Here is a 22,256-nt window from a genome sequence, read left to right as displayed (position 1 = left end):
CGCTTGACGCCGGTGGTCGCCTCCGCGTTGGCTTTTCAGTCACCTGGGTTGCAATGCTGCGCCCTCGTCCGGAAGGCACCAGAAGTGAGCACCTCGATGCGTCGTATCGTCATAGCCGTGGCCGCGCCCGCGCTGACCTTCTCGCTGGCCTCCTGCGGGGCGCTGGGCGGTTCAGGCACCAGCGCCGACGCGGGCCCGACCAAGGGCAGCGACATGACGGTGGGTCTGCTGCTGCCGGAGACGGACAACACGCGGTACGAAAAGTTCGACTACCCCATCATCAAGGCGAAGGTCGCCGAGCTGACCCGGGGCAAGGGCCGCGTCGACTACGCCAACGCGGGGGCGGACGCCAACAAGCAGACCGGCCAGATGCAGAAGATGATCGACGACAAGGTCGACATCATCCTGCTGGACGCCGTCGACTCGCACGAGATCGCCGGCATGGTGCAGAAGGCCAAGGACGCGGGCATCCCGGTCATCGCCTACGACCGGCTCGCCGAGGGCCCGATCGACGCGTACATCTCCTTCGACAACGAACTGGTCGGCGAGGTGCAGGGCCGTTCCCTGCTGGCGGCGATGGGCTCCGGCACCGACAGCTCCGACAAGATCGTCATGATGAACGGCTCGGCCACCGACCCGAACGCCGCGCAGTTCAAGGAGGGCGCGCTCACCCAGCTCAGCGGGAAGGTGACGATCGCCAAGTCCTACGACACCAAGGACTGGAAGCCGGAGAACGCCGAGGCGAACATGGCCCAGGCGATCGGCGCGATCGGCAAGGACAACATCGTCGGCGTCTACGCCGCCAACGACGGCATGGCGGGCGCCGTCATCAAGACCCTCAAGGCGGCGGGCGTCGCCAAACTGCCGCCGGTCACCGGCCAGGACGCCGAGCTCGAGGCCGTGCAGCGGATCATCGCCGGTGAGCAGCACATGAGCGTCTACAAGTCCTACCCGGTCGAGGCCGAGACCGCCGCCGAGATGGCCGTGGCCAAGGTCCAGGGCAGGGACATCCAGTTCGACGCCCTCACCCGGGACAAGGTCAGCAGCCCCACCCACCAGAACATCCCCGCGCAGCTGGTCTCCGTGGTCGCCCTGACCAAGGACAACATCAAGGGGACGGTCGTCGAGGACAACATCTACAAGGTGTCCGACATCTGCGTCGGCAAGTACCTGGAGGCCTGCGCGGCGATCGGCCTCAAGAAGTAACCGCCGTACCGAGGTGCCCCGCCGGGGCCGCCCCACCACCGTCACCTTGCTGCAACGCGCCGGACGGAGGCCGGGACACACCGGGTGATACCGGTGTTTTCCGGTGGCCGTGCCGGGGGGAGCCGTGTTGCACAGCCGGTCCTGTCCGCGCATAGTTGCGCTGCGGAAGAGGCGGAGACCGGGGGTGGGGTGAGCCATGGCCGGGCACGGAACGGGGGAACATCCACACGGCGCCGACCGGCTGTGCGAGGCCGGGGACCGCGTGTACTCCCGGGCCGTACGGCGCGGCCGGGTGCCGCGGCGGGACGCCGAGCCGGTGCCCTGCCTGCTCGAACTGGCCCTGCTGCACCCGGACCCCGACGACATGGACTTCCTGGTGCCGACCGCGCCCCAGGAGGTCATGACCCGGCTGCTGCGCGGGATGTACGACGAGGTCAGCGAGAGCCATCGGCGGGTGGGCTCGGTGGTGGCCGCCTTCGAGCGGTACGCCGGGCTGGGACGCCGGGTGCGGGAGCCCTCCGCGGGCGGCGAGGGCACGGCGATCCGGGTCCTCGACGGACTGTCCCGCATCCAGGCGGCCATGGACGAGGCGACCCAGGCGTGCACCACCGAGGTGCTGACCGTCCAGCCCGGCGGCATCCGCCGCGAGCACGAGCTGTCGGAGGGGCTGCACCGGGCCCTGGCGCTGCGCGGCCGCGGGGTGCGCATGCGGGACCTCTACACCCACGTGGCCCGGCACGGCCAGGGCCTGCTCACCTACCTGGAGCTGATGGGCGACACGGTCGAGGCGCGCACGCTCGACGAGGTCATCGACCGGCTGATCCTGTTCGACCGCACGGTCGCCTTCGTGCCCGCCAGCGCCGACCACACGATGGCGCTGGAGCTGCGCCACCCCGCGCTGGTGGAGTACCTCGTGACGGTCTTCGAACGGTTCTGGAGGCTGGCGATCCCGCTGACCGCGCCGCTGCCCGACACGGGCATCGAGGGCATCTCCCACCGCGAGCGGTCCATCGCCGCGCTGCTGGCCGAGGGCCACCAGGACGCGGTGATCGCCGAGCGGCTGGGCGTCAGCGTCCGCACCTGCCGGGCGCACATCGCCCGCCTGTCGGAGACCCTGGGCGCGGCCAGCCGTACGCAACTGGGCGTCCGCATCGCCCAGGCCGGCCTGGACGGGCCCCCACGCGCCTCCGGCGGGGCGTCCCTCACTGTCCCTGGTCAAGGATCCCCGACCGCGCGATGAGGTAGCCGAGCTGCGCCCTGCTGGCACTGCCGAGCGTGGCGGCGAGCTTGGCGATGTGCTCACGGGCGGTCCGCACGTTCAGGCCGAGGCGGTCGGCGATCACGGCGTCGGTGTGCCCTTCGACGAGGAGGGCGGCTATGGCCCGCTGCCGGGGCGTGACGCCGTCCGTGGAGGGCCGGTGCACGGTGCGGGGGTACATGGGGGTGGCGAGGTGCCAGAAGCGGTCGAAGACGGTCACGAAGTACGAGATCAGGGCCGGGTGGCGCACTTCGAGGGCGAGGGTGCCGTCGACGCTGGCGGGGATGAAGGCGACCCTGCGGTCGATGACGATGAGGCGGCCGGTGACCTCGTCGAGGGAGCGGGCCTCGGCGTCGCCCCGGAGCTGCTCGTAGCGGGCGAGGACCAGGGGCGTGTGGCGCTGCGTGTGCTGGTAGATCGTGCGGATACGGCCGCCACGGTCGAGCAGGGACTGGTCGCGGTCCATGGCGACGGCATGGGCCGTCCGTTCGCGCTGGTTGCCGTAGTGGCTGTTGGGCTGGATGCAGAGCATTTCCCCGGTGGCGTCGGTCGTGCTCTCGGTGATGGCCAGGTTGATCCGCCGGATACCGCTGAGAACGCGCAGTCCGGGGGTGTCCCCCGCCGGGGGCGGGCCGGCCGCGCGCAGCAGCGGTTCGAACGTCTCGGCCAGCCGCTCCTCCCGCCGTCGCTCCTCGGCGATGCGCTCCCCGGTGGTGCGCAGCAACCGGTGCAGGGCGGTGGCCGGGGCCACCGGTTCCAGCCGGCCCAGGTCGTCGACGGCCGGGTGCAGCAGGCCGAAGTCGAGCAGGCAGGGGGCGCTCCGGACCTCCTGGGCCCCTATCCGCCCCTCGCGCAGGGCTCGTTCGTACAGTGCCGTTCCCGCGGAGCAGAGATCCTCCGGACCGTGCTCCGGATGCGGTACCGGGCTCACCGGGTTCCTCCCGTCGGCTTCAGGGCTCCTGCTTCAGCATGCCGGACTGCGCGATGAGGTAGCCCAGTTGGGCCCGGCTGCCGCTGCCCAGGGCGGAGGCCAGTTTGGCGATGTGGGCCCGGCAGGTGCGGACGTTCATGCCGAGCCGGCGGGCGATGGCCTCGTCGACGTGGCCCTCGACGAGGAGCTTGGCGATGGAGTGCTGGATCTCCGTGATGCCGTCGGGGGCGGTCTCGTAGGGTGCGCCGGCGCTCAGCGGGACCGCCCGGTCCCACATGAACTCGAAGACCTTGACCAGGTAGCGGACGAGGCCGGGGTGCCGGAGCTCCAGGGCGACCTGCCGGTCGTCGCGGACGGGGATGAAGGCCACGGTCTCGTCGCAGATGATGAGGCGTTCGACGAGTTCGTCGATGGTGCGGTACTCGGCCTTCCCGTCCGCGAGCTGGTTCACGTAGGCCAGCCGCTCGGGGCTGTAGCGGGCGGTGTGCTGGTAGAGGGTCCGGATCCGGACTCCGCGCTCGATGAGCGGTCTGTCGCGTTCCAGTCCTTCGATGAGCCGGCGCTCGGGGTGGCGGGCGCTCGGCTGGACGGTGAGGACCTCCTTCCGGCACTGGGCGGTCGCCAGGTCGAGCGCCGCGTTGATGCGGTCGAGCCCCTCCAGCACGGTGATGGAGTGCGTGGACGCCGTCCCCTGGGCGCTGAGGGCCATGAACGGCTCGAAGACCTCGGCCAGTTCGGTCGACAGCCTCCTGCGCTCGGTGATCTCCCGCTCAAGGGGGTTGAGGCGCTGCGCCAGGGCGACCGACGGGGGCACGGGCCGCAGCCAGTCGGCGTCGTCGGGGTCGGGATGGAGAAGGGCGAACTCCATCAGACACGGAGCAACCTCGACATCCGCGCGGGCGATACGTCCGGTGCGCAGCGCGTTCGCGTAGAGACGGACACCCTCCTCGCACAGATCCGTCAAAGTATGGGGATGCGTCTCCTTGGTCGGATTCGTCACTAAATCTCCACCCCCCAGGGTCCTGAACATGCAGGAACATGATGCACCGATCGGGTGGCCATGATGTGCCCGAATGAGCCATCGTCTTACTCGACGGGGGAAGAGGGGACTTTCAAGTGAGGACGAAGCCAACTATGCGTAAGAGAATGCTTCGCTCGGTACTTGTCGCCGCCTTCTCCGCCGTTGTGGCCTTCGGGACGCTGAGTGGCCTCTCTGGCGCGAAGGGTGACGTTCGAGCGGACACTGTCTGGTCGGTCACCGCTCCCAAGGCGCCGGCCGGTGACGACGGAGCGCCTGCCGTTCCCAATGACACCGTGTGGAGCTGACGTGACCACACCACCCGACGACCGCTCCTTCCGTCGTGAGATGGCCACCGCCTACCGCTCCGGCTGGCACTTCATCGACCTGGTCACCGCCATCCCCCACAGTGGTGACTCGCTGATGGTGACCGTCTTCGGTGAGCCGGTCGTCGTCACGCGGGACGAGGACGGAGACGTACGGGCGTACCGGTGTCTGCGGCGGCCACGGGGGGCGCCACAGCCCGTACGGTGTGCCGTCCGATACGGAATGATCTTCGTGAATCTTGACCAGCGGGACCATCGGCAGGTGGCGCCGGACCCCGCCGACCCCAGGACCATCTCCGCCACCCCCCGCAGTGCCTGACGCGATTCCCCCGTCGTAACAGATCGCTCAGGTGCTTCCCCCCGCAGCGGCGTCACCGTGACCTGAACACGGTGACGCCGCTGCAGTTTTCCCGGAAATCTCCGGGTATCGGCGTATTCGATCACTGACCTGAAACGGCCGCCCGCGCCCCGTCGCGCCCGCGGTGCCCGCGGTGCCCGCGGCGGCCCGGGCCCGGCCGCCGTGCGGAACCGGCCCGGTGCCGGTGTCCGCCCATGTTCGCGATCGGTCGAGGGAATACGTGGTGGTGGCCATGGGGCCGTGCCCCGGCCCGCCTGACCCGCCTGACCCGCCCGGCGCGCCCGGCCCGACTGATCCGCCTGATCCGACCGGGCAACCGTGTGATCCGACCCGGGTGGTGCTCCCGAACAAACCTTGAGTGGAATAGACTCAAGTTTGTGCAGGTTGACCGAGTCAGCACTGGGAGACGTGGCTGAGCGCTGACGTCAAGCGGTCAAGCCGCCGAGGAGCCAAGGGCCAAGGAGGAGAGAAGCGACCGTGGACGCCGAGCTGACCAACAGGAGCCGGGACGCCATCAACGCGGCCGGCAACCGGGCCGTGCGGGAGGGGCACCCCGACCTCACCCCCGCCCACCTGCTCCTCGCGCTGCTCGAGGGACAGGACAACGAGAACATCATCGACCTGCTGGCGGCCGTCGACGCCGACCAGGCGGCCATCCGCTCCGGCGCCGAGCGCGTGCTCGCGTCCCTGCCCAGCGTGACCGGGTCCACCGTCGCGCCCCCGCAGCCGAACCGCGAGCTGCTGGCCGTGATCGCGGACGCGCAGAGCCGGGCGAAGGACCTCGGGGACGAGTACCTGTCCACCGAGCACCTGCTCATCGGGATCGCCGCGAAGGGCGGCGCGGTCGGCGAGGTGCTGACCGGGCAGGGGGCCGGTGCGAAGAAGCTGCAGGACGCTTTTCGGAAGGTGAGGGGAGGGCGCCGGGTGACCACACCCGACCCGGAGGGCCAGTACAAGGCCCTGGAGAAGTTCGGCACGGACCTGACCGCCTCGGCGCGCGAGGGCAGGCTGGACCCGGTCATCGGCCGGGACCACGAGATCCGCCGCGTCGTGCAGGTGCTGTCGCGCCGTACGAAGAACAACCCGGTCCTCATCGGTGAGCCCGGCGTCGGCAAGACCGCCGTCGTCGAGGGGCTCGCCCAGCGGATCGTCAAGGGCGACGTGCCCGAGTCCCTGAAGGACAAGCGGCTGGTCGCCCTCGACCTCGGGGCGATGGTCGCGGGCGCCAAGTACCGCGGCGAGTTCGAGGAGCGGCTGAAGACCGTACTGGCGGAGATCAAGGACTCCGACGGCCGGATCATCACCTTCATCGACGAGCTGCACACCGTCGTCGGCGCGGGCGCCGGCGGCGACTCCGCGATGGACGCCGGCAACATGCTCAAGCCGATGCTGGCCCGCGGCGAGCTGCGCATGGTCGGCGCCACGACGCTGGACGAGTACCGGGAGCGGATCGAGAAGGACCCGGCCCTCGAGCGGCGCTTCCAGCAGGTGCTGGTCGCCGAGCCGACCGTCGAGGACTCCATCGCGATCCTGCGCGGGCTCAAGGGCCGCTACGAGGCCCACCACAAGGTGCAGATCGCGGACAGCGCGCTGGTCGCCGCCGCGGCCCTGTCCGACCGGTACATCACCTCCCGCTTCCTGCCCGACAAGGCGATCGACCTCGTCGACGAGGCCGCCTCCCGGCTGCGCATGGAGATCGACTCCTCGCCGGTCGAGATCGACGAACTCCAGCGCGCCGTCGACCGGTTGCGGATGGAGGAACTGGCGCTGGACAAGGAGACCGACGCCGCCTCCCGCGAGCGGCTGGAGAAGCTGCGCCGCGACCTCGCCGACAAGGAGGAGGAGCTGCGCGGCCTGACCGCCCGCTGGGAGAAGGAGAAGCAGTCCCTCAACCGGGTCGGTGAGCTGAAGGAACGGCTGGACGACCTGCGCGGCCAGGCCGAACGCGCCCAGCGGGACGGCGACTTCGACAGCGCCTCCAAGCTGCTGTACGGGGAGATCCCCAGCCTGGAGAAGGAGCTGGAGGCCGCCTCGCAGGCCGAGGAGGAGGCCGCCGGGGACACCATGGTCAAGGAGGAGGTCGGCCCGGACGACATCGCCGACGTGGTCGCCTCCTGGACCGGCATCCCGGCCGGCCGCCTGCTCGAGGGCGAGACGCAGAAACTGCTGCGCATGGAGGAGGAGATCGGCAAGCGGCTGATCGGCCAGACGGAGGCCGTACGGGCCGTCTCCGACGCCGTACGCCGCAGCCGCGCGGGCATCTCGGACCCCGACCGGCCGACGGGCTCGTTCCTCTTCCTCGGCCCGACCGGCGTCGGCAAGACCGAACTCGCCAAGGCGCTCGCCGACTTCCTCTTCGACGACGAGCGGGCGATGGTCCGCATCGACATGTCGGAGTACAGCGAGAAGCACAGCGTGGCCCGGCTGGTCGGCGCCCCGCCCGGCTACGTCGGTTACGAGGAGGGCGGCCAGCTCACGGAGGCGGTCCGCCGACGCCCGTACAGCGTGGTGCTCCTCGACGAGGTGGAGAAGGCCCACCCGGAGGTCTTCGACATCCTCCTGCAGGTGCTGGACGACGGCCGCCTGACGGACGGCCAGGGCCGTACGGTCGACTTCCGCAACACCATCCTGGTGCTGACCTCCAACCTGGGCAGCCAGTACCTGGTCGACCCGCTGACGAGCGAGGAGGAGAAGAAGGAACAGGTGCTGGAGGCGGTCCGCGCCTCCTTCAAGCCGGAGTTCCTCAACCGCCTGGACGACCTGGTGGTCTTCTCCGCCCTGACCAAGGACGAGCTGAGCCGGATCGCGAAGCTCGCCATCGACCGCCTCGCCAGGCGCCTGGCGGAACGCCGCCTCACCCTGGACGTCACCCCCGACGCCCTGGCCTGGCTCGCCGACGAGGGCATGGACCCGGCCTACGGCGCCCGTCCGCTGCGCCGCCTGGTCCAGACCGCCATCGGCGACCGCCTCGCCAAGGAGATCCTCTCCGGCGAGATCAAGGACGGCGACACGGTCCGCGTCGACCGCTTCGGCGAGGGCCTGCTGGTGGGCCCGGCCACCGGAAAGACCCTGTAACGGCGCCCGCGCCCCCTCGGCCCCCTTCCCCGGTGAGCGTGGGAGGGGGCCGAGGGTGCGGGTACTCGGGAGCACGGCTGCCCGGGTGACCGGATCCTGTCAGCCGAGGGCTTACAGGGGCCGCCGGGGCTTGCCACCACCCTCCCCGGATGGGGGAGGATGGCGGGATCCGTACGAAGGGAAAAACACGGTGAGCATCGACCCGTCCTCGATTCCGAACTTCGGGGGCCAGCCCGAGCCGCAGCCCCAAGGACCGGCGGGCCCCGTCGTCCCGGATCAGGACCTCGTGAAGCAGCTCCTGGACCAGATGGAGCTCAAGTACGTCGTCGACGACGAGGGCGACCTCGCGGCGCCGTGGGAGCAGTTCCGTACGTACTTCATGTTCCGTGGCGAGGACGAGCAGCAGGTCTTCTCGGTGCGGACGTTCTACGACCGGCCCCACAAGATCGACGAGAAGCCCCAGCTGCTCGAGTCCATCGACGACTGGAACCGTAGGACCCTTTGGCCCAAGGTTTACACCCACACCCACGACGACGGCACCGTCCGCCTGATCGGCGAGGCCCAGATGCTGATCGGCATGGGCGTGAGCCTGGAGCACTTCGTCTCCTCGACGGTCAGCTGGGTGCGGGCCGCCATCGAGTTCGACCGCTGGCTCGCCGAGCAGCTCGGCCTCGAGCAGGAGATCAACGACGCGGAGAAGCCCGAGGACGACGAGGAGTAGTCCCGCGGCGGTTCCACGGCGGTGTCCGCTCGCCCGCGGGCGGATACGTCCCGTGGGGAAACGGGAGCCCGGCCGGAGCGCAGGCCGGGCTCTTGCCGTACACGGTCCGTGACCGGTCAGACGGCCAGGGTCTTCAGGCGCTCGGCCGCCTCCTGGAGCACCGTCGGCTGCTTGCAGAAGGCGAAGCGGGCGAAGGGGGCGCCCTCGGCTCGGTGGTCGTAGAAGACGGCGTTCGGGATGGCGACCACGCCCGCGCGTTCCGGCAGCGAGCGGCAGAAGGCGAAGCCGTCCGTCTCCCCCAGGGGGCGGATTGTCGGTGGTGATGAAGTACGTGCCCGCCGGCCGGAACACCCCGAAACCCGCCTCGGCCAGGCCCGCCGCCAGTACCTCCCGGCGGGCCCGCATGTCCTCGCGGAACGCGGCGAAGTACGACTCCGGCAGTGCCGGCGCCTCGGCGATCGCGTACTGGAAGGGGCCCGAGGCCACGTACGTCAGGAACTGCTTGGCCGAGCGCACCGCCGTCACCAGGCCGGGTGCCGCCGTGATCCAGGCCACTCCTTATTCGTACACCTACTGGCCCGCGGCGCGGGTCAGGTCGCGAGGAGGGCGGTCAGGACGACGGCAGGGTCGGCGTCGGGTGGTCCGGCCGGCCACCAGGTGCCTCGGTCCTTGGTGTACGGGTACCACAGTCCGTCGCGGCCCAGCCGCAGTTGGCTGTCGCGGCCCTCGACGGTCCAGCGGTTGCGCCAGGAGCGGAGCCGGGGTGGTCTGCCGTCGGCCCAGTCTGCGCGCAGCGCCTCGCGGGCGCGTTCCAGGCGGGAGGCGGGTGGGTTCCAGGGGCTTTCCAGTACGTCCAGGGATGCTGCGCCGCCGTATCGCCACGCACGGGTGGCGGCTGCGAGTTCGCTGGGGGTGCGGCCGCAGTTCGAGGCGATCCTGGCGAAGACGTCCGTGGTGGGATGAGCGGCGGCGAGACGGACGGCGTCCTGCCATTCGGTGAGCGGGGCGGGTGGGGCGGTATCGGCGTGCCGCGCACCGAGAGCCCCGGCGAGGAAGTGATGGGCACGCGTCGCGGTGTCGACGGCGAGCAGTTCCAGGGCGGCCGGGTCCACACCGGGCTCCGGGACGGCGGAATCCACCAGCGAGGGGCCGCGGCCGGGCCGATCGGGGAGCGGCGGCGGGCCGGGCAGGGGCGGTAGCGCGGTACGGGAGGCGAAGGCGGGCCCGGCTGGATCACCGGGCCGGGCCGGGAGCGCGGCCGGAGCCGCGCCTGCGGTCGCTGCGGACGCGGCGGCTTCGGCGGAGGCGCGGGCGGTGTTGCGGCGGCCGAGCTCGTCCATCAGCTCCCGCTCGCCGCGACCCCGCAGGAGCAGCAGCACGAAGGGGTCGCGGTCCAGGAGTCGGGCGACCTGGTAGCAGAGGGCGGCGGCGTGTTTGCAGGGGTAGCCCCAGTCGGGGCAGCTGCACTCGGGGTCGAGGTCCCGAGGGCCGGGCAGCAGTGGGACACCGGCGGCTGCGGCGTCGTCGGCGAGCCCGGTGGGCATCTCGCCGTCCAGCAGCGCGGCGATGTTGGCGGCCCGCTCGGCGATCATGTCGAGCAACTGGTCCCACTGCCGATCCGTCAGCTGCTCGACCTGGACCGTGGAGCGGTACGGGGTGCGGCGGCTGCCCTGCACCGGGGCGGCGGCCGAGCCGGGAGCGACGGTGACCGGTCCGACCGCGCCGCCGCGCGCGTAGGTCCGGCCGCGCGAAAGGCGGCCGGAGTCCAGGGAGGACTCCTCCAGGGAACGTAGCCATTCGCGGCCCCACCAGGACTCGGCGAAGGGTGCACGGCTGCCCTTGGTCGGCGGGAGTGCCTCGAAGGTACGGGCGGCCGACTTGTCCGGCCGACTACGCCTGGTCATCGTCCCGTCTTTCGCAGTGTGACCAGCTCGGCCAGTTCGCTGTCGCTCAGTTCGCTGAACGCCGCCTCGCCCGAGCCGAGCACCGAGTCGGCCAGTTCCCGCTTCTGCCGGAGCATCTCGGCGACCCGGTCCTCCACGGTGCCCTCGGCGATCAGCTTGTGCACCTGGACCGGCTGGGTCTGTCCGATCCGGTAGGCGCGGTCGGTGGCCTGGTCCTCCACGGCCGGGTTCCACCAGCGGTCGTAGTGGATGACGTGTCCGGCCCGGGTCAGGTTCAGACCGGTCCCGGCGGCTTTGAGGGACAGCAGGAACACCTTCTTCTCGCCGGTCTGGAAGGCGTCGACCATCTCCTCGCGGCGTTTGACCGTGGTGCCTCCGTGCAGGAACAGGGTGTCCACACCGCGGTCGGCCAGGTGGCGCTCGATCAGCGTGCCCATGGCCACGTACTGGGTGAAGACCAGGGCCGACCCGTCCTCGGCCAGGACGGTGTCCAGGAGTTCGTCCAGGAGCTCCAGTTTCCCCGAGCGGCCCGGGAGCTTGACGTTCGCGGGTTCCTTCAGGAACTGCGCGGGGTGGTTGCAGATCTGCTTCAGGCCGGTGAGGAGCTTCATCACCAGGCCGCGCCGGGCGATGCCCTGCTTCTCCTCGATCTCGGCCATGAGCTCGCGTACCAGCGCCTCGTACAGCGAGACCTGTTCCTTCGTCAGGGACACTGGCTGGTCGGTCTCGGTCTTGGACGGCAGTTCGGGCGCGATGCCGGGGTCGGCCTTGCGCCGGCGCAGCAGGAAAGGGCCGACCAGCGCGGCCAGCCGCCGGGCGGCCTGCTCGTCGCGGTCGCCCTCGACGGCCGTGGCGTAGCGGTCACGGAAGGAGGTGAGCGTGCCGAGCAGGCCGGGGGTGGTCCAGTCGAGCAGTGACCACAGTTCGGACAGGTTGTTCTCGACCGGGGTGCCGGTCAGCGCGACCCGCCCCCGCGAGGGGATCCGGCGCAGGGCCTGGGCGGTGAGCGAGTGCGGGTTCTTGACGTGTTGGGCCTCGTCGGCGACGAGCAGGCCCCAGGGCTGCTCGGTGAGGCGTTCGGCGTCGCGGCGCATGGTCCCGTAGGTGGTCAGGACGAAGCCGCCGTCCGCTCCGCCGTCGAGGCCGGCCAGGTCGCGGTCGGGGCCGTGGAAGCGGCGCACCGGGGTGGCCGGTGCGAAGCGCTGGATCTCGCGTTCCCAGTTGCCGAGCAGCGAGGCGGGGCAGACCACCAGGGTGGGGCCGGCGGTGGTTTTCTGTTCCTGGCGACGCAGGTGGAGAGCGATCAAAGTGACGGTCTTGCCCAGGCCCATGTCGTCGGCGAGGCAGCCGCCCAGGCCGAGCGAGGTCATCCGGTGCAGCCAGTTCAGGCCGCGCAGCTGGTAGTCGCGCAACGTCGCGGCCAGGGCTTTCGGCGGCCCCTGGGGCTCGCGCGCGGCGCGATCCTCGGGGGCGGCGATCCGGGAGCGCAGCTCCTCCAGTACGCCGCTCGCAGTGACCGCCACCTGTTCGCCGTCCACCTCGACGCTGCCGGTCAGCGCGGCGCCCAAGGCGTTGATGGGGGTGAGCGAGGCCGTCCTGGACTGCGTGGCCCGTCGCAGCCGGCGGACCAGCTCCGGGTCCACGACCACCCACTGGTCGCGCAGCCGTACGATCGGCCGGTGCGCCTGGACCAGCCGCTCCAGCTCCTCCTCCGTGAGCTCCTGGTCCCCGAGGGCGACCCGCCAGCGGAAGTCCAGCAGGCCACCGGAGGACAGGAAGGACGCGGCCGAGGACTGCGTCCCCTGGCGGCGTACGGGTTCCAGGACGCCGGAGGCGGTCAGTTCGCGTACCAGCTCCTTGGGCCAGTGCACGGCGACACCGGCGGCGGCAAGGCTTTCGGCCGCGTCGCCCAGCAGCGACTGGGCCTCCTCGTCGGACAGCTCCAGACCGGCAGGGGCGGCGGAGTCCAGCATCCGGCCGGCCGGGGGCCAGGCGCGGGCGGCCCGGCGCAGTGTCAGCAGCGTGTCCACCTTGGCTCGTGGACCGAACAGTTCGGGGGCGGTGGCCCTGCCGGACCACAGGTCCGCGGCGTCGGCGAGCACCGTGGGATCGGCCAGGCTGCGCAGTTGGACCACGGCTCGGAAGGAGTCCGCGCGGCCCAGTTCCAGCCGCAGCGACACCGCCAGCCCCGCGTCGCGGCCGGCGGCGACCTCCGCCGCCCAGCCTCGCTGCTCGGGCACGGACTGCGGAGCTCGGACCGCGAACGCCGGTCCGCCGGTCACCTGGCGGGCGGCGGGAGGGCGGGCGAGGGAATCGGCCACGGCATCCAGGAAGGCCCGCAGCAGCGGCTCGGCCGCCGGAAGCGTGAGGGGGGAGAGCCCGGGAACCGCGACCGAGCGGGCCCAGGGAGGCATGGTGGCGGCCAGGGAAGCCAGCCACTCGTGGTCCTCGGTGTCCAGCGGGCCGATCCGCCACGCGTCGAATCCTTCCGGCGACACCCCGGGCAGCATCCGGCCCCGGGCGAGCAGCCGCAGTCCCAGCAGGGCCGCTGTGCCCCAGAACGCGGTACCGGCCGACGCCCGCCCACTGCCGTCCGCACCGAGTGCCCGGCAGCGGGTCAACAGCGGCAGCGCCTGCTCCACCGGCAGCAGCACGGCGACCACCCGCGCCCGGCGCACGGACGAACCGTGCGGGCGAACCACGGTGAGTTCCTCGGGTTCCACCCCGAGGTCCGGCGGCTCACTCCCGGGCGTCCAGAACGCCATCCGTCCCATCCGGGGCGGATCCGCGGGAAGGAACACCGCCTCGCCCCGGGCGAGCTCCGGCAACCAAGCGACCATCCGTTCCCAGTCCGGAGCTGTCGACTCGTGCTCCGCCGACGGGTGAACCTTCGCCACTACGCCCACTCCTGGCCCAGGCTCCTGCAATTGTTCGGAAGGGCGCGGGTCACCCACGAGCCCTCGGCGGGTCAAGGCTATCCCCGCAGACGGGCAGCGCGTGCCAGAAGTGCTTCGCTCACTCGGCGCAGTGCGGGAAGATGCCACCGGCACCCAGCAGAGACGGCCGCGACACCTTTGCGGTTGTGGCCCCTCATCGGTGTCGGAATCCGTCTCCGCCTTGAGGGAACCCTTCGCCGTGACCGCCAAGCTCGTGCCGACCTACCAGTTGAAGATCGCTCTGCGAGACACCAGCCCGCCGATCTGGCGCCGGGTCACCCTGCCCGCCGACACCTCGCTCGGCTGCCTGCACGACATCATCCAGGCATGCTTCGGCTGGGACGACTCGCACCTGCATTCCTTCACCGAACCTTCCTCCGGTCGCCAGTTCGTCGACTTCGACGGCCCGTTGGACCACGATCCTCTCCGCGACGCCGACGAGGAGTCCGTGACCGTGGCCGAGGTACTGCCCTACGAAGGCGGTCGGCTGGAGTACACCTACGACTTCGGCGACGACTGGCGGCACCGGATCACCCTGGAGAAGACCCTCCCCGCGTCCACCCCCGACCGACGCGTCCGCTGCACCGGTGGACGCCGCGCCATGCCCTATGCCGAGGACACCGGCGGCGCCTGGGGGCTGCAGGCCGTACTCGACGCCGTCGTGGACCGTGGCGCACCGGCCCCCGAGCCATGGACCGACCTGGTCGAAACCCTGCGAGAGGAGGGGTTCGACCCCGCCTGCTTCGACCGTGACGCCCTGGACCGGGAACTGGCCGAGCTGGACCCGCGGCCGCCTGCGGCCACCCCGGCACAGCGGGGAAAGCTCAGCCTGGCCGAAGCCGCTTCCAGCGGGCGGCGCTGTTTTTGCGGCGAGGTCCACGACGACGAGTACGACGAGGACCTCGCCGGGGAGTCCGTCCCGGTGCGACCCGTCTCCCTGGCACCACGCGCGGAGCTCGCCGCAGCCGCCCGGCAGGTTCCGCTGATCGCCTCAGCGCTCCGCCTGGCCCACTGGTGCCAGGGCGGACGAGCCGTCACGTCCCGGGATGTGCTCAAGCCCGCACTGGGCCGCCTGGCTGTCCAGGAACTCGAGCTGTGGGCCCAGGACGACGAGCTGAGAGCACTGCGGCCCGCGGAGCGCGACGAGCGGCTGGCCCGCCTGCGCAGCTCTGGCGACCTGCCCTGCCTGGACGGTCCCTGGCAGCTCGCTCTGTACACGGACCTGGTGGGGATCAGCGCGGGCACCGCCCGTCCCGGTGCCGACCTGCCCGCCGCCGCGGGGGACGAGGGAGTGCTGAAGATCTGGTGTCAGGCGCTCGAGGACGAACTCGACGCCCTGAACGAGCTCGAAAACCTCGGTCTGCCTCCGTGGCTGCCGACCGCGCTGGGCATGCAGGACGAGGACGGCGACGGCTTGGCAGTGGTGGTGCTGCGGGCACTGTACGAGGTTCCCGACGGCGAATGGCTGGACCCGGCGCTGCTCGTCGGCGCACTCCGCGAGGGCCTCCCGAAGCAGGAGGCACGACTGGTCGAGCTGTTCCTCCTGCAGATCCTCGACCAGGCGGCCCTCATCCTCGCCGAGTACCAGGCAGCGGAGGTCGAGACCGGCCCGGAGACGAGCCGACAGCGCGATCACATCCTCCTCGGCATCCTCGGCATCGAGGCGAGCACCGAAGACAGCGACGGCACCCCGCCCGCCGGGGCACGGCTCAGGCTCACACCACTGGGACGCCACGGACTGCGCGAGTACCTGCTCGCCGAGGGATTCCAGGCCCCGCTGATCGGCGAACTGGCCGACGCCGACGCCCCGACGCTGCTGGACGCCCTGCTCGACTACGACCAGGACGCCGCCCACGCCGAGATCACCGGATGGATCAGCCATCGGGGCCAGGGCCCGGCCGCTGTCCAGCTCATCGACGCCTGCGCCGGGTTGGAAGCCGATGCGGCCCTCCGCCGCCTGGCCGCTGCGCCGGTGCTTGCGGAACTGGATGAGCCCAAGGCGCTCACCGTCCTGCGCAAAGCCGCGGCCTCCCAGGTCCCCGGCTGCGCCGAGACCGCGGCGATCGCGCTGGCCGGCCGTGGCGAGATCCCTGAGGGACACGGTCGGGAACTCCAACTGTGGGGGCTCGTGGACCATCTGTGGGGCCCGCTGGGCGTGGCGGACGAGGCGCTTGCCGCGTTCCTGGACCAGGAGGAGGACTTGGTGCTGCCCCTCCTGGAGCAGACCGCCGACGATCTGTGGCGCTGCGACCATCCCGCCACCGGGGCCGTCCTGGAAGCGGCAGGTCGACAGCTGAGGGATCGGGACAAGGCGCTTGCCAAGCGGCTGCGCAGGTCCGCGACCAAAGTCGGATCCCGGCGCCGACGATGAGGTGCCGGCACGGGTGAGCGCTGAGCGACGCTGGTACCGGCAGGGGCTGTGCCCGATCCCTGGGTTCTGTCAGCTCTCGTAGTGGTAGCGGCACTGTGCGATCAGGACGCCGTCCTCGGTGGCCTTGTAGATCAGTCGGTGCTCGTCGTTGATGCGGCGCGACCAGTAGCCCTGGAATCCGGGCTTGAGCGGTTCCGGTTTGCCGATCCCCTCGTTGCCGTTCCGGGCAATGTCCGCGATGAGCGTATTGATGCGCTTCAGGATCTTCCGGTCCTGAAGCTGCCACCACAGGTAGTCCTCCCAGGCGCGGGAGGAGAAGGTGATCTTCATTCGCGACCCTTATTCGTCGGTCGCCAGCTCGCGTACGGTGCCGCCGCCGTTTTCCAGCTCGTCGATGGACGCGAGCAGGCGTCGGGCGTTCGCCGGGCTTCGCAGCAGGTACGCCGTCTCCTTCAGGGACTCGTAGTCCTCGAGGGAGACGATGACGACCGGCTCATGTCCGGCCCGGGTGATGACGACCTCCTCGCGGTCGTCGGTGACGGAGTTGAGCACCTCGGCGTACCGTGCGCGCGACTCGGAGTACGTCATGGTCTTCACGATCGACCCTCCTTATACGTACAGGAAATTGTACGTCGATCCCTGTGGTGCGGCAAACACCGGAATGACGACCGCGACCGGGCGGCCGACGGCGCGAAAGTTCCGGGCGGGTGAGGTGCGGCAGGCAACGAGGAATGCAACGACCGGCCCCGCAGGGCGGCAGGTCAGTGCTCGAATGCCTTGCGGAGCCGTTCCGTCGCGCCTGCCAGCACATCGACGCGTTTGCAGAACGCGAAGCGGACGTAGGGTGCCCCGGCCTCTTTGTGGTCGTAGAAGACCGAGGTGGGGATGGCGACGACGCCGGCGCGTTCCGGGAGGGCGAGGCAGAAGGCTTCGCCGTCGGTTTCGCCGAGGGGACGGATGTCGGCGGTGATGAAGTAGGTGCCTGCCGGCCGGAACACCCCGAAGCCCGCCTCCGTCAGGCCCGTCGCCAGCAGGTCCCGCTTGGCGCGCAGGTCCGCGCGCAGATCGGTGTAGTACGTCTCCGGCAGCGCGAGTGCCTCGGCGACCGCGTACTGGAAGGGGCCCGAGGCCACGTACGTCAGGTACTGCTTGGCCGAGCGCACCGCCGTCACCAGGCCGGGTGCCGCCGTGATCCAGCCGACCTTCCAGCCGGTGAACGAGAACGTCTTGCCGGCCGAGCCGATCGTCACCGTCCGCTCGCGCATGCCGGGGAGCGTGGCGAGGGGGATGTGCTCGGCGTCGTCGAAGACCAGGTGCTCGTAGACCTCGTCGGTGACCACCAGCAGGTCCCGTTCGACGGCCAGCTCGGCGATCGCGGTCAGCTCCTCGCGGGTGAGGACCGTACCGGTCGGGTTGTGCGGGGTGTTGATCAGCAGCAGCCGGGTCCGGCCGGTCACCGCCGCACGCAGCTCGTCGAGGTCGAGGCGGAACGCGGCGCCCCCCTCGGTGTGCGGGCGCAGGGTCACCGGTACGCGCGTGCCGCCCGCCATCGCGACGCAGGCCGCGTAGGAGTCGTAGTACGGCTCCAGGGCGATCACCTCGTCGCCCGGTTCGACGAGGGCCAGCAGCGCGGCCGCGATCGCCTCCGTGGCGCCCGCCGTGACCAGCACCTCGGTGTCCGGGTCGTAGGTGAGCCCGTAGCGCCGCAACTGGTGTGCGGCGACGGCCGCGCGCAGCTCGGGGACGCCCGGGCCGGGCGGGTACTGGTTGCCGCGCCCGTCGCGCAGCGCGCGCACGGCCGCCTCGCGGATCTCCTCGGGGCCGTCGGTGTCGGGGAAGCCCTGCCCCAGGTTGATCGACCCGGTCGACACGGCCAGGGCGGACATCTCGGCGAAGATCGTCGTCCCGAACTCGGCGAGCCGGCGGTTGAGGAACGGGCGCGCGCTGGAGGTCATGGCGGCCATCCTGCGCCGAAGCTCTGGACTTCCTCAAGTGTGCTTTGACCGGTCCGGCGGCCGGGCATGTCCTGCTCACGCTACGAGCGTGGCGCCCACGGGGGAGTGGAAGGAGGGGGACGCCATGGTTCTCGGCATCTTTCTGGCGGTGATCGCGGTGGTGTTGCTGGCCGGGACGGTCGCCGTGCGCCGAAGGGGACGCCGCGGCCCGTACGCCAAGGCGTACGCGGGCCGGCGCGCGCGGTCGCTCGGCGGGGGGAGCGCGGACGGCGGCACCGGCTGGTGGGCCGCGTCGGACGGCGGCTGCTCGTCCGGCGGCCCGGGTCACTCGGGAGGGCACCACTCCGGCGGCCACCACTCGTGTGGGGGTCACTCGTACGGGGGGCACTCCTCGTGCGGCGGTGGGTCGTCGTGCGGGGGCGGATGCGGGGGAGGCAGCTGACACGGGGCAGCTGAGCTGCGCAGGGGGAACCGCATCCGGGCCGGCGCCCGCCGGGGGCACACTCCGGCGGGCGCCGCGGCCCCGACTCGCGCGCCCCGGCGCATGCGAGGGTTGAACAGTTGAGCTGTGGGGCCCTCTGAGGGATGGAAACACCACGAAGTTGGGTAAAAACGCTGTGGTGGAACCGCTGTTCATGATTCCCTCTACATCACCTGCGCAGCCCCTCGGACGTTCTGCACACCCCCCTCCCGAACTGGGCTGACCGGGCCGTTGCCCCTGTGCCGACGGGGCGCTCTGGCCCATGCCTCCCTCTTCTTTGCGTGCTAGCGGAGCCGATCCATGCTCACGACCCTGAACACCTCCTACACCGACACGCGCGCGGCCGACCTCGCCTGGGCCCTGGGGCGCGAGCCGTTGCCCGCACTGGCCACCCTGGATCTTGAACTGACCCGCGCGAAACTCCAGTTGAGACTTCTCGGCGCGTCCCACCAGGTGCTCCTGGAGGAGGACCGGGGCACCTGCTCGGAGACCGTGGCGTGCATGCCGGGCTCCAGCACACCGCTGCCGCTCGGCGTCGCCAAGCGGGTGGGCGACTGGGAGTACGAGTTCGCGGCCCGTGTCGAGGTGCTCTCGCCGGGCTCGTTCGCGGGCCGCGCCCAGGAGTTGCTGGCCCTCGTCTCCGAGCATCCGCGCGGCCTCGCGGGTGTCTTCCCGGGCAGTCCGCACGCGTTCACCGCGATGCTGGCGCAGCGGCACGAGGGCCAGGTGCACTGGCGGACCTGGCACGCCTACCCCCAGGACGGCCAGTTGGTGGCGACCCGGACGAGGGTGGGAGTGCGCCGCTCCGCGCTGACCGGGACCGGTTGAGCGCGGGCAAACACGGGATACGCCGGCAGCGGCCCTTTCCACACGTGTGGGTGACGAAGCGTGCCACGCCCGTGACGTAACGTCGCAGTCGTGATCGAACCGCACGCCCCGGCCCCGCCCGCCCCGGCGCCGCCCTTCAGCGGTCCCGCGAGGCTGCCCGTCCGGCCGGGCACCGGTCGGTACCTCGTCCTCGCGGGTGTCTTCGTCTGCGCGGCCTGCGGACTCGTGTACGAACTCGAACTCGTGGCACTGGCCTCGTACTTTATGGGCGACTCGGTCACCCAGGCATCCGTCGTGCTGTCCGTCATGGTGTTCGCGATGGGGATCGGCTCGCTCGCCGCCAAGCGGCTGCGCCGGCACGCCGCCATCGGCTTCGGCGCGATCGAGGCGGTGCTCGCCCTGGTCGGGGGCTGCAGTGCCATGGCGCTGTACGCGGTGTTCGCCTGGACCGGCGACTGGGGCGGCATGTGGGCGGACGGCCCGCGCTGCCTGCTGGTCGTCTTCTCCCTCGCGATGGGCCTGCTGATCGGCGCCGAGGTGCCGCTGCTGATGGAGCTGATCCAGCGCATCCGCCGCCAGGACGCGGGTGGGGCGGTCGCGGACCTGTTCGCCGCGGACTACGTGGGCGCGCTCGTCGGCGGGCTGGCCTTTCCGTTCCTGCTGCTGCCGCTGCTGGGGCAGTTGACCGGCGCGCTGCTGACCGGTGCCGTGAACGCCGTGGCAGGCGGCGGGCTCGTCCTCGGGCTGTTCCGGCGGGACCTGACCCCGCGCGGCCGGTGGCTGCTGCTCGTCGCCAACGTCGCCGTACTCGGGCTGCTGGCCTCGCTGGCCGCGCTGGTGGGCGACTTCGAGCGGGCCGCGCGGCAGGCGGTGTACGGCGGGGACGTCCGGGTGGCGCTGCGGACCGGCGAGCAGGAGGTGGTGCTCACCGGCGGCACCGGCGGGCGTCCGCTGAGGCTGTTCCTCGACGGGCGGCTGCGGGCCGGCGGTCGCGACGAGCGCCGCTACCACGAGGCGCTCGTCCACCCCGCGATGGCCGGGCCGCACGCGCGCGTGCTGATCCTCGGCGGCGGTGACGGGCTCGCCGCCCGCGAGGTGCTGCGGCACCCCGGCGTCGAGCGGGTGGACGTCGTCGAGCCCGACCCGGCGGTCGTCCGCCTGGCGCGCGGCGATCCGGCGCTCGCCCGGCTCAACGCGCACGTCTACGACGACCCACGCGTGCGCGTGGGTACCGCCGACGCCTTCCGCCGGCTGCGGGAGGCGGCGCCGGCGGCGTACGACGTGGTGATCGAGGACCTGCCCGACCCGGACGTCACGTCGAGTACGAAGCTGTACGCGCTGGAGTTCTACGGCCTGGCCCGGCGGGCCATGGCGCCTGGTGGCCGGCTGGTGGTGCACGCGGGCCCGGTCTCCTCCCGCCCGCGTGTGTTCTGGACGGTGGAGTCCACGGTCCGCGCGGCCGGACTGCGCACGGTGCCGTACCGCGTGACCGGCCGCGAATCCGGCCCGGCCGGCGCCTCCCGCGCCCTCCAGGACTGGGGTTTCGTCCTGGCGGCCCGCACCGCCCCCAGCCTCGGCCTGGACCCCAGGACCCCCCGCCCGCGCACGCTCACCCCCACGTCGCTCACGGCGGCCGCCCGGGCCGCGGCCCGCACCCGCGTCCCCCGCCTGCCGCCCTCGACGCTGGTCCACCCCCGGTACACCGGCTGACGCGATGCCCCTGTGCCGCGCGCGTGCGCGTGCGCCGGGCCGGGCGTGTGAGCGAGGGGAGGGTATTTGGAAGCGGTACTGGGTACGCTCGGCTGACATGGAGCACGAGGTGTTCGTTCCGGTTCCGGTCCAGCGGGTGCGGGTGGCGCTCGCCGACCCCGCGCTGGTCGCCCGGGCGGTCCCCGGGCTCCAGCAGGACGCGGGCAGCGAGCCCGTCGCCGGCCGGCTGAAGGTGCGGATCGGCAGCCACTCCATCACCTACCGCGGCACCCTGCGGGTCTCCGCCCGCGACGACGGTTCGTACGCCGTCGAGGGCGACGCGGCCGAGTCCCGCGGCACCGGTTCGGTGAAGCTCGCCCTCACCCTCCGCCTCCGCGGCACCGACGAAGGCTCCGCGCTCGTCTTCGACGGCACCGCCTCCGCCGACGGCCGCGTCACCGAGCTGCCCCCGGAGGCCGTGCACACGGCGGTGATCCGCCTGCTGAACCGCTTCGCGGAGAACCTGGCCGCCGAGGCCCCCGAGCCGACGGCACCCGAGTCCCTGGCCACCGAGGACTTCTCCCCTCTGGCCACCGGCGACTTCGATGCCGCCCCGGACGCCGACGACGCGCCGGTGCCTCCGCCCGCCGAGTCCGCCGAGCCCGCCGAGCCCGCCGAGGCCGGCGAGGCTCCCGAGGCCCGCCCGGCCGGGCCCGCCCCCGTCTTCGACGACGAGATTCCGCCCTCCGCCCTCGACCCGCTGGCCGACGAGGAGGACGAGGACGACGAGCCTCCCGTCTCCGAGGACTTCACCGAGCCCGCCGAGCCGCCCGCCGAGGCGGCGCACGCGCGGCGGACGATGATCGGGCGCAGCGCCGAGGAGGTGGACCACGCCCCGCCCCGCGGCCGCTACGCCCCCGTCCCCGCCCCGCTCACCGTCGCCGCCGGCCCGGCCCTCCGCTGGGCGGCCCCCGCGGCGGCACTGGTCGTGGCATCGGCGATCATCGTGGGCCGAGCCCTCAGGCGCCGCCGCTGACCACCGCGAGGCCGGACCGCACCCGTTCTGCGCGTCCGGGGCGCGTCCGCCGCGGACGTCAGGCCCGCTCCGCCGCGCGTGGTGGTACCGCGCGGCGGGGCGGGCCTGTCCCGTGCGGCTGCACTCGCTTCGTGCCGTGGTGCCACGAGGGCGGTCGGCGCCC

At 71.8% G+C, this 22,256-nt stretch carries 16 protein-coding genes and 1 pseudogene; 9 read left to right on the top strand and 8 right to left on the bottom strand.

All coding sequences use genetic code 11. The annotated features are described in order from the left end of the window. Nucleotides 1-96 precede the first annotated feature (96 nt). Complete coding sequence (locus RH94_RS28045; protein WP_073951072.1) at nucleotides 97-1,206, top strand: sugar ABC transporter substrate-binding protein; 1,110 nt, start codon at nucleotides 97-99, stop codon at nucleotides 1,204-1,206. A gap of 196 nt (nucleotides 1,207-1,402) precedes the next feature. Continuing rightward, a complete protein-coding gene (locus tag RH94_RS28040; protein WP_073951070.1) occupies nucleotides 1,403-2,446 on the top strand; it encodes a helix-turn-helix transcriptional regulator in 1,044 nt (347 codons plus the stop codon). Here the strand turns inward: RH94_RS28040 and RH94_RS28035 are convergent. Both RH94_RS28035 and RH94_RS28030 read right to left on the bottom strand, forming a co-directional pair. Continuing rightward, a complete protein-coding gene (locus RH94_RS28035) occupies nucleotides 2,409-3,395 on the bottom strand; it encodes a helix-turn-helix transcriptional regulator (RefSeq protein ID WP_073951068.1) in 987 nt (328 codons plus the stop codon). The two genes, RH94_RS28040 and RH94_RS28035, sit on opposite strands and share 38 nt — an antisense overlap. Nucleotides 3,396-3,414: 19 nt before the next feature. Beyond that, complete coding sequence (locus RH94_RS28030) at nucleotides 3,415-4,425, bottom strand: helix-turn-helix transcriptional regulator (protein ID WP_073951066.1); 1,011 nt, start codon at nucleotides 4,423-4,425, stop codon at nucleotides 3,415-3,417. Nucleotides 4,426-4,722: 297 nt separating this feature from the next. On the opposite strand from RH94_RS28030, the gene RH94_RS28020 reads away from it, so the two are divergent. The 3 genes from RH94_RS28020 to RH94_RS28010 all read left to right on the top strand — a co-directional run bounded on the left by RH94_RS28020 (nucleotide 4,723) and on the right by RH94_RS28010 (nucleotide 8,893). After that, nucleotides 4,723-5,058 (top strand): Rieske (2Fe-2S) protein, encoded by a 336-nt coding sequence (locus RH94_RS28020; protein ID WP_073951063.1) that lies wholly within the window; start codon nucleotides 4,723-4,725, stop codon nucleotides 5,056-5,058. A gap of 516 nt (nucleotides 5,059-5,574) precedes the next feature. Then, nucleotides 5,575-8,172 (top strand): ATP-dependent chaperone ClpB, encoded by a 2,598-nt coding sequence (gene clpB, locus RH94_RS28015; protein ID WP_073951061.1) that lies wholly within the window; start codon nucleotides 5,575-5,577, stop codon nucleotides 8,170-8,172. Nucleotides 8,173-8,362: 190 nt separating this feature from the next. Then, entirely contained in the window at nucleotides 8,363-8,893 is a 531-nt protein-coding gene (locus RH94_RS28010) for a type III secretion system chaperone family protein (protein WP_073951059.1), read from the top strand. Nucleotides 8,894-9,009: 116 nt separating this feature from the next. Here RH94_RS28010 and RH94_RS28005 read toward each other — a convergent pair. The 3 genes and pseudogenes from RH94_RS28005 to RH94_RS27995 all read right to left on the bottom strand — a co-directional run. After that, a pseudogene (locus tag RH94_RS28005) lies at nucleotides 9,010-9,448 on the bottom strand (aminotransferase class I/II-fold pyridoxal phosphate-dependent enzyme); the annotation flags it as partial. Between the two features lie 35 nt (nucleotides 9,449-9,483). Further along, nucleotides 9,484-10,797, bottom strand: coding sequence for an SWIM zinc finger family protein (locus tag RH94_RS28000; protein ID WP_073951057.1), 1,314 nt, complete (start codon nucleotides 10,795-10,797; stop codon nucleotides 9,484-9,486). Then, nucleotides 10,794-13,637 (bottom strand): DEAD/DEAH box helicase, encoded by a 2,844-nt coding sequence (locus tag RH94_RS27995; protein WP_073951233.1) that lies wholly within the window; start codon nucleotides 13,635-13,637, stop codon nucleotides 10,794-10,796. Before RH94_RS27995 ends, RH94_RS28000 begins: the two co-directional genes overlap by 4 nt. Before the next feature lie 295 nt (nucleotides 13,638-13,932). On the opposite strand from RH94_RS27995, the gene RH94_RS27990 reads away from it, so the two are divergent. Then, a complete protein-coding gene (locus RH94_RS27990) occupies nucleotides 13,933-16,104 on the top strand; it encodes a plasmid pRiA4b ORF-3 family protein (protein WP_073951056.1) in 2,172 nt (723 codons plus the stop codon). A 69-nt stretch (nucleotides 16,105-16,173) separates the two neighbouring features. Here the strand turns inward: RH94_RS27990 and RH94_RS27985 are convergent, their stop codons facing one another. The 3 genes from RH94_RS27985 to RH94_RS27975 form a co-directional block, all read right to left on the bottom strand. Further along, complete coding sequence (locus RH94_RS27985) at nucleotides 16,174-16,434, bottom strand: Txe/YoeB family addiction module toxin (protein WP_073951054.1); 261 nt, start codon at nucleotides 16,432-16,434, stop codon at nucleotides 16,174-16,176. 9 nt (nucleotides 16,435-16,443) lie between these two features. Beyond that, nucleotides 16,444-16,701 carry a type II toxin-antitoxin system Phd/YefM family antitoxin gene (locus RH94_RS27980; RefSeq protein ID WP_037676836.1) on the bottom strand — a complete coding sequence of 86 codons (258 nt, stop codon included), beginning with the start codon at nucleotides 16,699-16,701 and terminating at the stop codon, nucleotides 16,444-16,446. A 164-nt stretch (nucleotides 16,702-16,865) separates the two neighbouring features. Beyond that, complete coding sequence (locus RH94_RS27975; RefSeq protein WP_073951052.1) at nucleotides 16,866-18,068, bottom strand: pyridoxal phosphate-dependent aminotransferase; 1,203 nt, start codon at nucleotides 18,066-18,068, stop codon at nucleotides 16,866-16,868. A 772-nt stretch (nucleotides 18,069-18,840) separates the two neighbouring features. Here RH94_RS27975 and RH94_RS27965 point away from each other — a divergent pair. The 3 genes from RH94_RS27965 to RH94_RS27955 all read left to right on the top strand — a co-directional run bounded on the left by RH94_RS27965 (nucleotide 18,841) and on the right by RH94_RS27955 (nucleotide 22,093). After that, nucleotides 18,841-19,368 carry a DUF2617 family protein gene (locus tag RH94_RS27965; protein ID WP_073951048.1) on the top strand — a complete coding sequence of 176 codons (528 nt, stop codon included), beginning with the start codon at nucleotides 18,841-18,843 and terminating at the stop codon, nucleotides 19,366-19,368. Between the two features lie 90 nt (nucleotides 19,369-19,458). Further along, entirely contained in the window at nucleotides 19,459-21,078 is a 1,620-nt protein-coding gene (locus tag RH94_RS27960) for a polyamine aminopropyltransferase (protein ID WP_073951046.1), read from the top strand. A gap of 97 nt (nucleotides 21,079-21,175) precedes the next feature. Then, nucleotides 21,176-22,093: an SRPBCC domain-containing protein gene (locus RH94_RS27955; protein ID WP_079189209.1), complete on the top strand. Its 918-nt coding sequence runs from the start codon at nucleotides 21,176-21,178 to the stop codon at nucleotides 22,091-22,093. Nucleotides 22,094-22,256: the final 163 nt, after the last annotated feature.

The sequence above is a fragment of the Streptomyces kebangsaanensis genome, assembly GCF_001906585.1.
Taxonomy (GTDB): Bacteria; Actinomycetota; Actinomycetes; order Streptomycetales; family Streptomycetaceae; genus Streptomyces; species Streptomyces kebangsaanensis.
Note: the sequence above shows the minus strand (reverse complement) of the source record. Positions and strands in the feature narration are given on the sequence as shown.

Coding starts and splice junctions, on each gene's coding strand:
- RH94_RS28045 (WP_073951072.1), top strand. CDS start 97: ATGCGTCGTATCGTCATAGCCGTGGCCGCGCCCGCGCTGACCTTCTCG.
- RH94_RS28040 (WP_073951070.1), top strand. CDS start 1,403: ATGGCCGGGCACGGAACGGGGGAACATCCACACGGCGCCGACCGGCTG.
- RH94_RS28030 (WP_073951066.1), bottom strand. CDS start 4,425: ATGTTCAGGACCCTGGGGGGTGGAGATTTAGTGACGAATCCGACCAAG.
- RH94_RS28000 (WP_073951057.1), bottom strand. CDS start 10,797: ATGACCAGGCGTAGTCGGCCGGACAAGTCGGCCGCCCGTACCTTCGAG.
- RH94_RS27995 (WP_073951233.1), bottom strand. CDS start 13,637: ATGGTCGCTTGGTTGCCGGAGCTCGCCCGGGGCGAGGCGGTGTTCCTT.
- RH94_RS27985 (WP_073951054.1), bottom strand. CDS start 16,434: ATGAAGATCACCTTCTCCTCCCGCGCCTGGGAGGACTACCTGTGGTGG.
- RH94_RS27975 (WP_073951052.1), bottom strand. CDS start 18,068: ATGGCCGCCATGACCTCCAGCGCGCGCCCGTTCCTCAACCGCCGGCTC.
- RH94_RS27965 (WP_073951048.1), top strand. CDS start 18,841: ATGCTCACGACCCTGAACACCTCCTACACCGACACGCGCGCGGCCGAC.
- RH94_RS27955 (WP_079189209.1), top strand. CDS start 21,176: ATGGAGCACGAGGTGTTCGTTCCGGTTCCGGTCCAGCGGGTGCGGGTG.